The organism is Caballeronia sp. GAFFF1, from assembly GCF_023630705.1.
In the GTDB taxonomy this organism is placed as follows: Bacteria; Pseudomonadota; Gammaproteobacteria; order Burkholderiales; family Burkholderiaceae; genus Caballeronia.
The window spans coordinates 1-12927 of record NZ_JALQEM010000040.1; the positions used below are offsets into that span (position 1 = coordinate 1).

The 12927-nt window shown below is 65.7% G+C and carries 17 protein-coding genes; 13 read left to right on the forward strand and 4 right to left on the reverse strand.

Annotated elements, in window-relative coordinates:
• The 5 genes from NCR37_RS24270 to NCR37_RS24290 form a co-directional block, all read left to right on the forward strand.
• A partial coding sequence (locus NCR37_RS24270; RefSeq protein WP_250475565.1) for a DUF4148 domain-containing protein occupies positions 1–176 on the forward strand: 176 nt, incomplete at its 5' end.
• A gap of 69 nt (positions 177–245) precedes the next feature.
• Positions 246–464 carry a DUF4148 domain-containing protein gene (locus NCR37_RS24275; RefSeq protein ID WP_250475361.1) on the forward strand — a complete coding sequence of 73 codons (219 nt, stop codon included), beginning with the start codon at positions 246–248 and terminating at the stop codon, positions 462–464.
• Between the two features lie 69 nt (positions 465–533).
• Entirely contained in the window at positions 534–752 is a 219-nt protein-coding gene (locus tag NCR37_RS24280) for a DUF4148 domain-containing protein (protein ID WP_250475362.1), read from the forward strand.
• Between the two features lie 46 nt (positions 753–798).
• A complete protein-coding gene (locus tag NCR37_RS24285) occupies positions 799–1218 on the forward strand; it encodes an organic hydroperoxide resistance protein (RefSeq protein WP_284507016.1) in 420 nt (139 codons plus the stop codon).
• Positions 1219–1395: 177 nt separating this feature from the next.
• Complete coding sequence (locus tag NCR37_RS24290) at positions 1396–1947, forward strand: DUF2934 domain-containing protein (RefSeq protein ID WP_250475363.1); 552 nt, start codon at positions 1396–1398, stop codon at positions 1945–1947.
• Positions 1948–1995: 48 nt separating this feature from the next.
• Here the strand turns inward: NCR37_RS24290 and NCR37_RS24295 are convergent, their stop codons facing one another.
• Positions 1996–3192, reverse strand: a complete 1197-nt coding sequence (locus NCR37_RS24295) for a YbfB/YjiJ family MFS transporter (protein WP_250475364.1) — start codon at positions 3190–3192, stop codon at positions 1996–1998.
• Positions 3193–3289: 97 nt separating this feature from the next.
• Here NCR37_RS24295 and NCR37_RS24300 point away from each other — a divergent pair, with 97 nt between their 5' ends.
• Positions 3290–4162 carry a LysR family transcriptional regulator gene (locus NCR37_RS24300; protein ID WP_250475365.1) on the forward strand — a complete coding sequence of 291 codons (873 nt, stop codon included), beginning with the start codon at positions 3290–3292 and terminating at the stop codon, positions 4160–4162.
• Positions 4163–4181: 19 nt separating this feature from the next.
• Here the strand turns inward: NCR37_RS24300 and NCR37_RS24305 are convergent, their stop codons facing one another.
• From NCR37_RS24305 to NCR37_RS24315, 3 genes are all read right to left on the reverse strand, one after another.
• Positions 4182–4895 carry a TetR/AcrR family transcriptional regulator gene (locus NCR37_RS24305; RefSeq protein ID WP_250475366.1) on the reverse strand — a complete coding sequence of 238 codons (714 nt, stop codon included), beginning with the start codon at positions 4893–4895 and terminating at the stop codon, positions 4182–4184.
• Positions 4896–4995: 100 nt separating this feature from the next.
• On the reverse strand, positions 4996–5295 hold the full coding sequence (locus tag NCR37_RS24310; protein WP_502800583.1) for a hypothetical protein: 300 nt from the start codon (positions 5293–5295) through the stop codon (positions 4996–4998).
• A 40-nt stretch (positions 5296–5335) separates the two neighbouring features.
• Positions 5336–5617, reverse strand: a complete 282-nt coding sequence (locus NCR37_RS24315) for a hypothetical protein (protein ID WP_250475367.1) — start codon at positions 5615–5617, stop codon at positions 5336–5338.
• A 513-nt stretch (positions 5618–6130) separates the two neighbouring features.
• On the opposite strand from NCR37_RS24315, the gene NCR37_RS24320 reads away from it, so the two are divergent.
• The 7 genes from NCR37_RS24320 (at position 6131) to NCR37_RS24350 (ending at position 12905) form a co-directional block, all read left to right on the forward strand.
• Entirely contained in the window at positions 6131–7135 is a 1005-nt protein-coding gene (locus tag NCR37_RS24320; protein ID WP_350029090.1) for a S1 family peptidase, read from the forward strand.
• 226 nt (positions 7136–7361) lie between these two features.
• Positions 7362–8810 carry a SulP family inorganic anion transporter gene (locus NCR37_RS24325; RefSeq protein ID WP_250475368.1) on the forward strand — a complete coding sequence of 483 codons (1449 nt, stop codon included), beginning with the start codon at positions 7362–7364 and terminating at the stop codon, positions 8808–8810.
• A 165-nt stretch (positions 8811–8975) separates the two neighbouring features.
• Complete coding sequence (locus tag NCR37_RS24330) at positions 8976–10088, forward strand: hypothetical protein (protein ID WP_250475369.1); 1113 nt, start codon at positions 8976–8978, stop codon at positions 10086–10088.
• A 142-nt stretch (positions 10089–10230) separates the two neighbouring features.
• Positions 10231–10608 carry a DUF2946 domain-containing protein gene (locus NCR37_RS24335; RefSeq protein WP_250475370.1) on the forward strand — a complete coding sequence of 126 codons (378 nt, stop codon included), beginning with the start codon at positions 10231–10233 and terminating at the stop codon, positions 10606–10608.
• A 102-nt stretch (positions 10609–10710) separates the two neighbouring features.
• Positions 10711–11607, forward strand: a complete 897-nt coding sequence (locus NCR37_RS24340) for a copper resistance protein B (RefSeq protein ID WP_250475371.1) — start codon at positions 10711–10713, stop codon at positions 11605–11607.
• 76 nt (positions 11608–11683) lie between these two features.
• On the forward strand, positions 11684–11998 hold the full coding sequence (locus NCR37_RS24345) for a copper resistance CopC family protein (protein ID WP_502800591.1): 315 nt from the start codon (positions 11684–11686) through the stop codon (positions 11996–11998).
• A 562-nt stretch (positions 11999–12560) separates the two neighbouring features.
• A complete protein-coding gene (locus NCR37_RS24350; RefSeq protein ID WP_250475373.1) occupies positions 12561–12905 on the forward strand; it encodes a response regulator in 345 nt (114 codons plus the stop codon).
• Positions 12906–12927: the final 22 nt, after the last annotated feature.

The following is a 12927-nucleotide window of genomic DNA, read 5'->3' on the forward strand; positions in this document are numbered from 1 at the left end:
TTGCGGGAGCCGCGCAAGCCGCAGTCAACGATACCGCGCCCGCGTCGCAGGATACGCAGTCGTCGGCGGTGCATCGCGTCGCGGGCAAGACGCGCGCCGAAGTCCGCAGCGAACTCGTGCAGGCGCAAAAGAGCGGACAGATCGCGGCGCTGGCGAGTCTGTATCGCGGCAGCTGAAGACTCGCGCATCGCATCGCCTGATTCCCGACTATTCGAGGATCACTTTCAACCTCAAGGAGCTCAATCATGAAAACTTCGATCATCGCTTTGTTCGTCGCCGCCAGCGCTTTCGCGGGAGCCGCGCAAGCCGCAGTCAACGATACCGCGCCCGCGTCGCAGGATATGCAGTCGTCGGCGGTGCACCGCGTCGCGGGCAAGACGCGCGCTGAAGTCCGAAGCGAACTCGTGCAGGCGCAAAAGAGCGGACAGATCGCGGCGCTGGCCAGTCTGTATCGCGGTAGCTGAAGACTCGCGCGTCGCATCGCCTGATTCCCGACTATTCGAGGATCACTTTCAACGTCAAGGAGCTCAATCATGAAAACTTCGATCATCGCTTTGTTCGTCGCCGCCAGCGCTCTTGCGGGAGCCGCGCAAGCCGCAGTCAACGATACCGCGCCCGCGTCGCAGGATACGCAGTCGTCGGCGGTGCATCGCGTCATGGGCAAGACGCGCGCTGAAGTCCGCAGCGAACTCGCGCAGGCGCAAAAGAGCGGACAGATCGCGGCGCTGGCGAGTCTTTATCGCGGTAGCTGAAGACTCGCGCGTCGCATCGCCTGATTTAAAACATTCGAGGATCACCATGACGACACACATGGATACTGTGCTTTATACCGGCAAAACGCGGGTGACCGGAGGCCGCGAAGGACACGCGCGCAGTTCCGACGGCCGGCTCGACGTGAAGCTCTCGACGCCCGGCGCGGCCGGCGCGGGCACCAACCCGGAGCAGATGTTCGCGGCAGGCTGGTCGGCGTGTTTCATCGGCGCCATGCGCAAGGCCGCCGCCGTGTTGCAAGTGAAGTTGCCCGACGATACGGCCGTCGACGCCGAAGTGGATCTCGGCACTCACGACGGCGCGTATCTGCTGCGCGCGCGGCTTGCGGTGAGTCTGCCGGGCATCGACCGCGATACGGCACACGCGATCGTCGAGGGCGCGCATCAGACCTGCCCGTACTCGAAGGCGACGCGCGGCAATATCGACGTGACTATCAAGGTCGTGTGAGAGCGGCGGCGCGAGGATGCGTTCGCTGCCGCCGCAATCTCGTGACTTCCGGGGATGCGTAAGAGCGGGCACGGCGCGTGCCTTGCCCCGAACCGCCGTGCGATTGCGGTCCGCGGTTGAACGGCGCGAGACGACCTGATATGTTCGCTTGAACCTCACTCAGCCCTCGGAGTCACGATGCAGTCCAAGTTGCGCGAAGAAGATATCCGAACCCGTGCCTATCTCCTCTGGGAGGCCGATGGCCGACATTCCGGGCGCGATCACGTTTATTGGCAGCAGGCCATCGCTCAACTGAAGGAAGAAGGCGCCACGCCGTCGCGCGATGCGGTCATCGACGAGCATGCGGCGTCAGGCGCAAAGAAGCCGGCGAAAGCCAAGAAGGGCGCTGCATCCGCGAGCCCCGATACGTCCGATACGTCCGATACGTCCGGCGCCGACAAGAAGGCGAAAGCCAAGACGAAGCCGCCGGTAAAGACCGCAGCCAAGACAGCGGCCAAGACCGCAACCAAGACAGCGGCGAAGTCGGCACCGAAGTCCGAACCGAAGTCCGCCGCGAAGAAGCCAACGAAGGCGAAAGAACCGGCGGCCGAAGCGAAGCCGAAGTCTGCCGCCGCTGCGAGCGAGCCGAAAGCCAAACGCGGCAGCAAGACGGCTGGTGCCGAAGCTCCCAAGCCCGCGAAGAAGCCGCGCAGGGCGAAGGCCGTCGAAGGGCAGGCCGAGTCGAATTAACACGGCGGTAAGCGTCCGACAGGCATATCGGACGCCAGGCGCGGTTCGCTACGCTTGCGCGCCGCCGCGCCTGCTCACGATAGCCAACGCCACCGCGCCCAGCGCCAGCGCCGCAGCCGCGATCCACAGCGCGTACGAGAAAGATCCCGTTCGCTGGGCGATCGGCGCGGCGACGATCGGCCCGACGATCTGTCCGAGACCATAGGCGCCCGTGGCGTAGCCCATCAGGCCGGCTGCCGCGTCGCCGCGCAACCGGCGCGCTTCGCGCATGGCGAAGAGCGTGATCGCGGTGAATGGCAAGCCGAGCAGCACGGTGCCCGCGCCCAGCCCGATGGCGGTCGGCGACACGACGCCGAGACCGATGCCCGCCGCCTGCACGACATAGCACGCGGCCAGCAAGCGCCGGTTGTCCCATGCAATCGGCAGACGCGCGGCGAAGAGCGCGCCCACCATCAGCGCCAGACCGAAGGCCGGCCAGAACAGATCGGGCCACGGCGACCCCGGCAACGCATGTCGCGCGATGACCGGCAGAAACGTCGCGGTGATGATGTAGCCGAAGCCGGCGAGACCATACAGGCTGACGAGCCAGAACGCATCGCCACGCGTCGAGGCGTGCGCGGTGGCGTTTGTAGCGCGCCCGTGCGCGGAGGCCGGCGAGGGCGTCAGCGCGAACGCCTGCCAGATGAACGCGATCGCCACGGCCGAGCACGCCGCGAAGCCCGTCCACACCCACGGCGCGCTGACGCCGGAGGCGGAAGCGCCCGCGCCAAGCAGGCCGGTCGCGACAATGCCGACGCCCGGCCCCGCGTAGATCACGCCGCTCATGCCGTGCGCGTTCAGTTCCGCGAGACGTCGCAGGCCCCACTGCGATGCGAACACGAACGCCCACGCGCTGACGACGCCCGCCGCGAAGCGTATGGCGGTCCACGCCCAGAAGGCGTGCACGAGGCCCATCGCCAGCGTGAGGACGGCGGTCGTCACGAGCGCGAGTCGCACCATGCGGCCGTGATCGATGCGAATGGCCGCGCACGTGAGCGCGCCGACCAGATATCCCGCGTAATTGGCCGATGCGAGCCATCCGCCCTGACGAATATCGAGCGCGCCGCTCTTGAGCATCATCGGCAGCAGCGGCGTGAACGCGAATCGCCCGACGCCGAGCGCCACGGCGAGCGCGACGGCACAGGCGAGCGCCGCATCGCGCGCGGGATGCGTTGACAGTGCGTGAGCTTCAGCAGACGTAGCCATGACAGATCGAGAAAGACGAGCAGTTTTTCGATGCTAGCTTGACCGCCGCATCTTGAAAAATGAATAATCAAGATGCGATCAATCTCGGATGCAGATCATGGACCTGGGCTCATTGGCGATTTTCCGGACTGTCGTGCGCGAAGCGGGCGTGACCAAAGCGGCGGCGAAGCTCAATCGCGTGCAGTCGAACGTGACCACGCGCATTCGCCAACTGGAGGAGACGCTCGGCACCGAGCTTTTCGAGCGCAACGGCCGAAAGCTCGTGCTCACGCCCGCGGGCGAGACGCTGCTGCCGTACGCCGAACGCCTGCTCGCGCTGGCCGACGAAGCGCGTCACGCGGTGCGGGAAAACCGTCCGCAAGGGCGTTTGCGTCTCGGCACCATGGAAAGCACGGCCGCGAGCCGGCTGCCGCGCGTGCTCGCGGCTTACCATCAACGCTGGCCTGATGTGACGCTGGAACTGGCGACGGGCGTGACTCGCGCGCTCATCGACAGCGTGCGCGCCTATGAAGTCGATGCCGCCGTGCTTGCGCGTCCCATCGAGCCGAACGCGCTTCCCGCCGAACAGTTCGAAACGATCCCCGTGTTCGAGGAAGAACTCGTGATGGTCACGCCGCGCGGGCAGCATCCGACCGCCATGGCGCAGCAGATCGCCGGCCTCACGCTCGTGGCATTCGAGCGCGGCTGCGCGTATCGGGCCTATGCGATGCGCTGGTACGACATGCAAGGCGTCCGGCCGGCGCGCGTGCTGGAGCTGGGTTCGTATCACGCGATTGTCGCGTGCGTGTCAGCAGGCGCGGGCGTGGCCGTCGCGCCGCGCTCGGTGCTGGAACTGGCGGGACTGGCCGACGAAGTGGAACTGCATTCCCTCGGTGATCTCGGCCGGGTGGACACGCTGCTCGTGTGGCGCAAGGGGCACTTCTCGGCGGCGCTCGGCGCATTGCGCGACTTGCTGCTCGCGCGTTCCTGAGCGCCGTACGCGTCGCCCGTCATGAGGCTTGGCCGATGCTCAGCTGCACCTGATCGATCGCCGCCATGACGAGATCGTCTGCGTGGCGAATGCCTTCGGCGGATGCGGCCAGTCCGTCCAGACGACCATCGACCAGCAGCAAGGCGAGCCCGTGCACATACGCCCACGCTGCGGTGAGCGCGACGGCGCGCGACGCGTCCATCGGCCCGAAAGTGTGCTTGCCGGATGGCGGCGCGGGCGGCGCGTCGCCGAACACGCCTGCCAACGCGAGGCCAGCGGTTCTTCTCGCTTCGATGAGCGATGGCCTTTCGGAATCGAACATCTCGCCGCGCGACATCAGCCGCATGAGATCCGGGTTGTGCTTCGCGAACTCGATATAGCCACGCGCGATGGCCCTCGGCCTCTCCGACGCGTCCTGCACGTCCCGCGCGCGATTCGCGATGCACGCCGACAGACGCATGAAGCCATCGGCCGCGAGTTCGCTCAGGACGCCCGCTGTGTCGCCGAAGTGATGTTGAGGCGCGGTATGCGACACGCCCGCCTGGCGCGCGATGGCTCTGAGGCTTAGTCCGCTGATTCCGTCGCGCTTCAGGACCACTTCGGCGGCCTGCAACAAGGCTTGCGGCAGCGACCCATGATGATAGGGCTTGTGCTGTTCTTTTTCCGTTGGCGTCGCCGCGCGCTTTCTGGCTCGCGTCGGCTGGGCGAGGCCGCTTTCGCTCTTGTCGATCATGACGGTAGCATCGAATTTTTACATTGGAAACTTATGGTGATGCGTTCACGGCGAAATGTCAAAGACCGCTTCACATGGCGAGCGTGAGCGGCGCGTCCGGTCACGGCGAAGACGATTCCCCGCGCGTCGGCCGTTCGCCCGTCATCGCGCGATGCGCGCCTGCAACGGGCGCTTCGTCCGCGAGCGCGCCGAACCGCGCGGCCAGCCATTCCTGCGCCCATTGCCGGGCGAAGGCCACCGCGTCGTCGCGCAAGTCGAAGCCTGCGAGATCGCCGCTCATGAGGACGTCGGTCTCGCTGCCGTCCGCGTTTCTCGCACTGATGCGCGCGTGAGCAATGTATTCGCCGTCCGCCCTGCGGGGCGTCGGGTCGATGCGATAGGGGGATGAAGTCGATTGCATGATGCCTTCCTTCGATGCAGCGTGTCAGCCATTCCGCGCGTCAATCGAAGAGCGTCCGATCCTTCGCGCACGTGTCGATCATTGTCTCGGCATAAGCGGTCGATGCGCGCCGCGCGTCGCCCGCGTTACGGAACGGCTCTCGCGCGTCGAGCCTGAACACGCGGCTTCGCGTCACGCCGTCTGGGACGCTCGGATCCTGAATGCGCACGGCGGCGTCGAAACCGTCGTCGTAATTGTGCGCGCGGCCGGCCATTGCGGGCCGGTGCGGAAACACGAGCGGATAGATTTCCAGACCACGGTAGAGACGGAAGTCGACTGTCATGAGATGCTCTCGCGCCGCGCGATGGCGGCAAAGTTGTACAGGGCGTGGAAGGTATCGGTACTGATGACGCATTGGCCGTGTTGCACGGCCGCGATCCATGCGGGCATGAGCTTGCGGAGTGCCGCTCGCGTCTTTAGCCGTTATTCGCCGTCGGTCACGACTCGCTAAGCCAGTCCATCGTACGCGCTTCGGAGACTTTGTACAGCGAAATTTCCGGCTGCCGTCACGAGCGGCTCGACGTGCTTCAAAGAGGCCGCGGCGTTGCGCGGTTATGTGCCTATAATGGACCGCGCTCGACACATGCTCCCCGCAAGGGCGAATGATTGCGGCACCTCGAGCGCCTCATGGTCCGTACCCTTCCTTCTCGCGGCTTCAAATCGGAGACTCGCATCCAGGGCAAGCCGCGATCGACTTGCTGCTCGTTCATGCGAACGACGATTGACCGCTAGCGTCGGTTGCCGGATTATCCTCATCGGCCGAATGCGCAATGGCGCTCCAACAGGACACTCACTCATGCAAGCGCATATCCTCGACGTCTATTCGAGCCCCAATGGCGATACATGGCGCTTGCGTATCGGCGCCGACAAATCGCGCGTCGTTCAACATGTCCCTAACGCGGCTTCGGGCGGGCAGGCATCGGAGATGTCGGTCGAGGCGTTCGTATCGTCCGACGAAGGAACGCCGCAACGCGAGGCGCTAGTCGTCCTGCTCGACCAGCTTCGACGCGATGCCGAGCAGTCGAGCACGCATGCTTCGAGCGAACGCGCAGTGCCCCGCATGCCCGCTGCCGACCCGCTATTGCTCACCGCTGCGCGCGTCAGGACCTTCGCGCACGAAGCGCATCTGACGAATGCGAGCGGGTTCTTCTTTGCTCGCGATGAACGGCTCTTTCTCGTGACGAGCCGTCATGTGGTCAGCGATGCGCCGAGCGAGCACTTTCCCGATCGGCTCGAAATTGAACTGCACATCGACGCCGACAACCTCGGCGCTTCGACGTGGTTCTCGTTGCCGTTGTATGCGAATGGCGTCGCGCTCTGGCGGGAAGGCGCGGACGACGGCGGCGCGATCGACGTCGCGGTGCTTGAACTTCAGCGTGATCGCCTGCCCGCGACCGCGCGCTTCGATGCGTTCGGTCCCGAGCATCTGCCGAAGCCCGACGGCGCGCTGCCGGTCGGCGCTTCGGTGCTGATCGTCGGTTTTCCGCTGGGCTTTCACGATTCGCTGCATCATCTGCCGGTCGTGAGGCAGGGCGTCATCGCGTCGGCGTTCGGGCTGCGTTTCCAGGGCAAGGGATGCTTCATCACCGATGCGCGCACGCATCGCGGCACGAGCGGCGCGCCGGTCGTGACCCGCGACCCGTCGAACGTAGGGACGCCTGAAGAATCACGTCTGCCGTGGCTGCTGCTGGGCATTCACTCATCGACGATCGACATGGGCTCCCGCGACGTGCAGATGGATGAGACGCTCGGCCTTAACAGCGCGTGGTACGCGGACATTCTCATGACGCTGACGCGTTGAGCGAGCGCGCCGCCCGGACGCGATTTTCACCATCCTGTTAAAATAGGCGCTCTTCGTCACGTCCCGACGCATCGCATGCGCGAGCCGCAGCTATCGCGTTGCTAGCGGGCCGAGCCTCTGTTGTCCCTGTGTCGGCGCACTCGCGCCGCACGTCTTAGTCCGAATCCATACCGCCATGACTCAACCCGCGACCGGGACCCACACGCGCGTCGTCTCGCGCCTATCATTGCCGTCATCACGCGCCGAATGGGTGCGGGAGATTCTCGCGGGCGTCGTGACGAGTCTCGCGCTGATCCCCGAAGTCATTTCGTTCGCCTTCATTTCCGGCGTCGAGCCGCGTGCGGCGCTGTTCGCCTCGGTCGTGCTGCTGATCGTCACGTCGCTGCTCGGCGGACGGCCCGCGATGGTGACGGCCGCGGCGGGTTCAGTGGCGCTCGTCGTCGCGCCGATGGTCCACGCGCACGGCGCGGGCTACATTCTGCCCGCCGTGCTGCTCGCGGGCTTGATACAGATCGCCTTCGGCGCGCTGGGCTTCGCGCGCATCGTGCGCTTTATTCCGCGCTCGGTCATGCTCGGTTTCGTCAACGCGCTCGGCGTCCTCATCTTCTGCGCGCAGGTTCCGCATCTCGTCGACAAACCGCTGGCCGTGTACGCGCTGTTCGCGATCACGCTCGCCATCGTAGTGATCGGGCCGCGCGTGACGCGCGCCGTGCCGGCGCCGCTCATCGCGATTATCGTGGCCACCGTGCTCGCCATTGCGTTGCACTGGTCGGTGCCGACGGTCGGCGGCGACCGTCCCATGTCGTCGGACTTGCCCGGCCTCACGCTCTGGTCCGTGCCGTTCGATCTGGGCACCTTGAAGATCGTGTGGCAGACGGCGGTGTCCATTGCGTTCGTCGGCTTGCTGGAGACGCTCTTGACCGCGAAGCTCGTCGACGAAGTGACCGCGACGCGTTCGCACAAGTCGCGCGAATCGTGGGCCCTCGGGCTCGCGAATCTCGGCGCGGGCGCGTTCGGCGGCATTGCCGGCTGCGCGATGATCGGGCAGACGGTCGTGAACGTGGAGATCGGCGGGGCGCGCACGCGCGTGTCCACGCTCGCGGCGGCGGCCACGCTGCTCCTGCTCATCACCGGCCTGAGTTCGGTGATGGCGCGCATCCCGATGGTCGCGCTCGCCGGCGTGATGATGGTCGTCGCGGTCAAGACGGTGGACTGGCACAGCCTGCGCCCGGCCACGTTGCGCCGCATGCCGCTCATGGAAACGTCCGTCATGCTCACCTCGATTGCGCTGACCGTGTACACGGGCAATCTCGCGATCGGTGTGGTCGGCGGCGTACTGTTGGCGACCGTCCTGTTCGCGCGCCGCGTCGCTCACGTGATCCGCACGACGCGCGCCGTATCGGACGACGGCGAAAGCGTGCGTTACGAAGTGCACGGACCGCTTTTCTTCGGCAGCAGCAACGATCTCGTCGACCAGTTCGAGTACGACGCCGATCCGCGCTCGGTCGTCATCGACTTCACGAAATCGCAGGTGTGGGATGCATCGACCGTCGCGGTGCTGGACTCGATCCAGAGCAAGTATCGGCAGCGCGATGCGGCCGTGCAGTTCGTCGGGCTGGACGAGCGCAGCCGTGCGTTCCACGCGCGGTTGAGCGGAAACCTGAATGCCGGTTGAAAGGCGTCGCGATCCGCCGTCGAAAGTCGCGCCAAAGTCAAAGGTAAGACGAATTCGCCCGATACGTTAAACACCGCACAATTGCGCGTTTGCCTAGCGTGTACTGTTCTCCCTGACCGCCCGACTTGAGAGGCGGAACAAGCGAAAACAAATACGGGGAAGCAAATGAAATCACGTGCAGCGGTTGCGTTGAGTGTCCTGTTGGCTGCGTGCGGCGGCGGTGGCGGTGGCGGTGCGTCGAACGGTGGAACGACGGCGGCGTCGGCCGCGCCTGCGTCCGGTTCCACGGCCACGGTGTGCTCGGGCGGTCCTTTCACCACGGACGCGTCGAAAGCATGTTCGGATGCATCGGGCAAGGTCGTCACGGCCTACGTGTACGCGCAGCCGCAAACCGTCATCGCCGATGGTACGGTCATCTCCGCGGATACGACGTGGCCCGCGAGCGGCTCGCCGTACTACATCGCGGGAACGGTGCAGGTCGCCAAGGGCGCGACGCTCACGATTCCGGATGGCGTCGTCGTCGAGGGCCTGAAGCCCGTGCCTTGCGCGGCCGACTGCATCGGCACCGTGCCGGCCAAGGGCATCATCAACGTGGCGGGGCAACTGAACGTGGGCGGCAGCAATCAGGCGCAACTGCTCGGCGTGACCGTCAGCAACGTGGACGGCACCGTGGGCGGCGGCACCGTCAGCATCCAGCACGCGCTGCTGCAAGACGCGTTCGTGCAGATCAGCCCCGCAGCGCCGTTCTCGATGACCTACAGCCAGGCGTACCGGATGAACGTCACGCGGATCGTTCGCGCGGGCGTCACCACCTATCAGGCCGGAACGAACGGCTATCCGAGCTTCAAGAACGCCACGCTGAAGTACAACACGTTCGTCGACTCGGCCGCGTTTGCATTCGATCCTTCGGTCGTCATGCAGAATAACCTGTTCGTGAACATGGTGGACGGGCTCGTGCTGATCGACGATTTTCCGGCGACGGGCGCGCCCACCGGCATCGCGAAGAACAATTCCTTCCTCTTCAAGAAGGATTCGCCGAATCTCAATCGCCAGGTCATCGCGGCGCATGGCACGTATAACGCGTCGGCGGTCCATACGCTCGATTTCTCGAACAACTTCTGGGGCGTGACGGACAACACGACGATTCAATCGCGCATTCTCGACAGCACGAATTCGAGCAGCCCGCGACTGCCCAACATCGTGAACTACGCGCCTGCGGCTACCACGGCCGACCCGGCCACGCCGGCCGATCCGCAAAGCGGCACACCCAACGTCTGATCTCTGCCGGCAGGAACAGTCGACGGCCTCACCGAGCTTTCGGGTTCGGCGGCCGTCGGCCGCGACATCCTGCACAAAAGGCGACGAACGCAGCGAATGCGCGTGGCATACTCGACACGGTACTCATCGGAACGTCGGGCTCATGCGAAGCCGTTTTACTCGGACCATTGGCACGCTGTTGGGATTGCTTGCAATCCTGATGGTGTCGCTCGCCCCGACCGTTTCGCAGACAGTCGCCGCGTCGCACCACGAGCACGCGGCAGCCGACATGGACTGTTCCATGCCGGAGATGCAGCATGCGCCCGCCGGGAAGTCGAAGGACGGCACGTCGATGTCCGACGGGCAGGCGTGCGGCTATTGCGGCCTCTTTGCGCACATGCCCACCGTGCCCATCGCGCCGACCCGTTTCGCGCTGACGGTCGAGGCCATCGTCCATCGGGCGGCGACGCGCTTCGAAAGCGTTCGGCTGGTGGCGCGCGTGTCGCCGTCGCAGCCTCGCGCGCCCCCTGTCTTGTCCTGAAGTGATTCTGATCGACGCGATGCGTGAAGCGCATCGCAATGCCCCGCGCATCGGCGAACCGACCCGCGGCGGCATGACGACGACCTCATTCAAGGACACGACATGCACGTCATCTCGACGCGCTGCGGGCATTTGCTGCCTGCGGCGTCACTCGCTTCGGCCATCGCGGCCGCCCTGTTTCTCTTGCCTGCTGTGGCCGGGGCGCACTCCGTTGCCGGCGATCGCATCTTTCCCTCGACCATGGCGGTCGACGACCCCGGCGTCGGCGACGAGGCCAATCTCCAGTTCGGGCACATTCGCGTGCCCGGCGACGACGGCGATCAGAGCATCAATACCTTCGAATTCGAATACGACAAGCTGATCACGCCGAGGCTCGCGGTGTCGGTCGGCGGCGCGTACGCGATGCAGAACAATCCGACGGCGCACGGCTTCGACAACGTCGAGGTCGGACTCAAGTACCTTCTTTACGTCAACGAGGCGCACGAGTTCATGACGTCGGTCGGCGTCAGCGCCGAGCTGGGCGGCACCGGAAGCCGCGCGATCGCGGACAGCCATTCGACCATTTCGCCGACGCTTTATGCGGGCAAGGGCATGGGCGATCTGCCGGACTCGCTCGCCTACCTGCGGCCCGTGGCGATCACGGCGGAAGCCGGGCCCGCGCTGACCACGGGCTCGGGCCAGCCGAACGCCTTCAACTACGGATTCACGGTGCAGTACAGCCTGCCGTATCTTCAGCAGCACGTGCGCGACGTGGGCTTGCCGCAGCCGTTTTCGAACATCGTTCCGCTCGTCGAGATTCCGCTATCGAGAAGCCAGGGACAGACGACGGGCACGGTCAATCCCGGCTTCATCTGGATTAATCGCTACGGGCAGTTCGGCGTCGAAGCGCAGATTCCGCTCAACCGCGCGAGCGGCTCACATGTCGGCATTCTGGTTCAGGCGCACATTTTCTTCGACGACGTCGCGCCGAAGACGCTCGGCAAGCCGTTCTTCAAATAAGCGAGGCCAGAAAATGAGAAAACATCGCAATGCCGGGCGGTGGCTCGCGAGCGGTGCGGCGTGGGCGGTCGGGCTGATGGTGTCCGCCGCCGCGTGCGCGCATGTGTTTCCGCAGAAGCAGGAACCGGGCGCGGGCGCGACGGTGGCCGCGCCGCCGCGCATCCGCATTGTCTTCGACGGGCCGCTCGAGCCCGCCTTCTCGACGCTGACCGTCACCGATGCAAGCGGCAAGCAGGTCAACACCGAGAAGTCGAAGGTGGATGCGCAGCAGCCGTCCATCGCCACGCTTGCGCTGCCGGCGTTGCCGGCGGGGCGTTACACCGTCCACTGGGCGGCTGTCGCGGACGACGGGCATCGCACGCACGGCGATTACAGCTTCGAAGTGAAGTGACTTGCGTGAGGGCGGCGGCGGATCGGGCACAGGGTGAGTCGTCCCGCCGCCCGCCGCCCGCCGCCCGCCGCCGCCGTCCGCCGTCCGCGGCTCGGCCGGCGCGGCGAGCGGCATACCCTGAAATCCGCCAGGTGCGTGCACGTTGCGGATGGTTCGTCCGCTTCATCGACGACGAACCCTTACCGATGTGTACGGTGTGCGCAGGCTAGGCCGTGGCCAGGGCCGAGAACGGCCGTTCGGGGCGTGTGCATCGTGGACAGACTGGGGCGAGGCCTTGCGGTCGGGAACCGAACGGCGCGGACGTGACGCGCCTCGGCCGCCGCCGGCGATTGCTGTCGCGAGCGGCAAGTCAAATGGGCGCTCGATGATATTTGCAGCACCATCGCCCCGGCGCGGTGAGGGCAACGCGACGAGCCGAGGGACGTCCGCTACCAGGCCCGAACTCGCGAGCCGGTACACCGTAAGCAGGCTGCGGCACCGCTTGTAAAGGATCCGCAAAGAGCCGCCGAGGTCGCGGCACAACGGTTGCGTAGCCCGAAGGGACTTCCACGCCGGCGGCCTCATGACTTGCGTTCTTCTGGTCGATGACGACACACTCTCTCTTCACGCGCTCGAAGCGGTCTTCGAGTCGCGCGGCTTCAAGGTGCTTCTGGCGCGAAACGGTGTCGACGCGCTCGCCACCGCCGTTCGCATGCTGCCGGACCTGGTCGTGACCGACTGGGAGATGCCGCTGTTCGACGGCGTGACATTGTGCGAGCGACTCCGCTCCGTTCCCGGGCTGGCGCGCATCCCTGTCGTTCTGACGTCGGGAAAAATGCGTCCCGCCGATGGCCCGCAAGCGTGGGACGTCTTCCTTAAGAAGCCGCTGGACTTTCGCCTGCTCGAACCGATCTTCCGGAGGTTCTAGTCGAACGTTCGTCGCGGGTGCT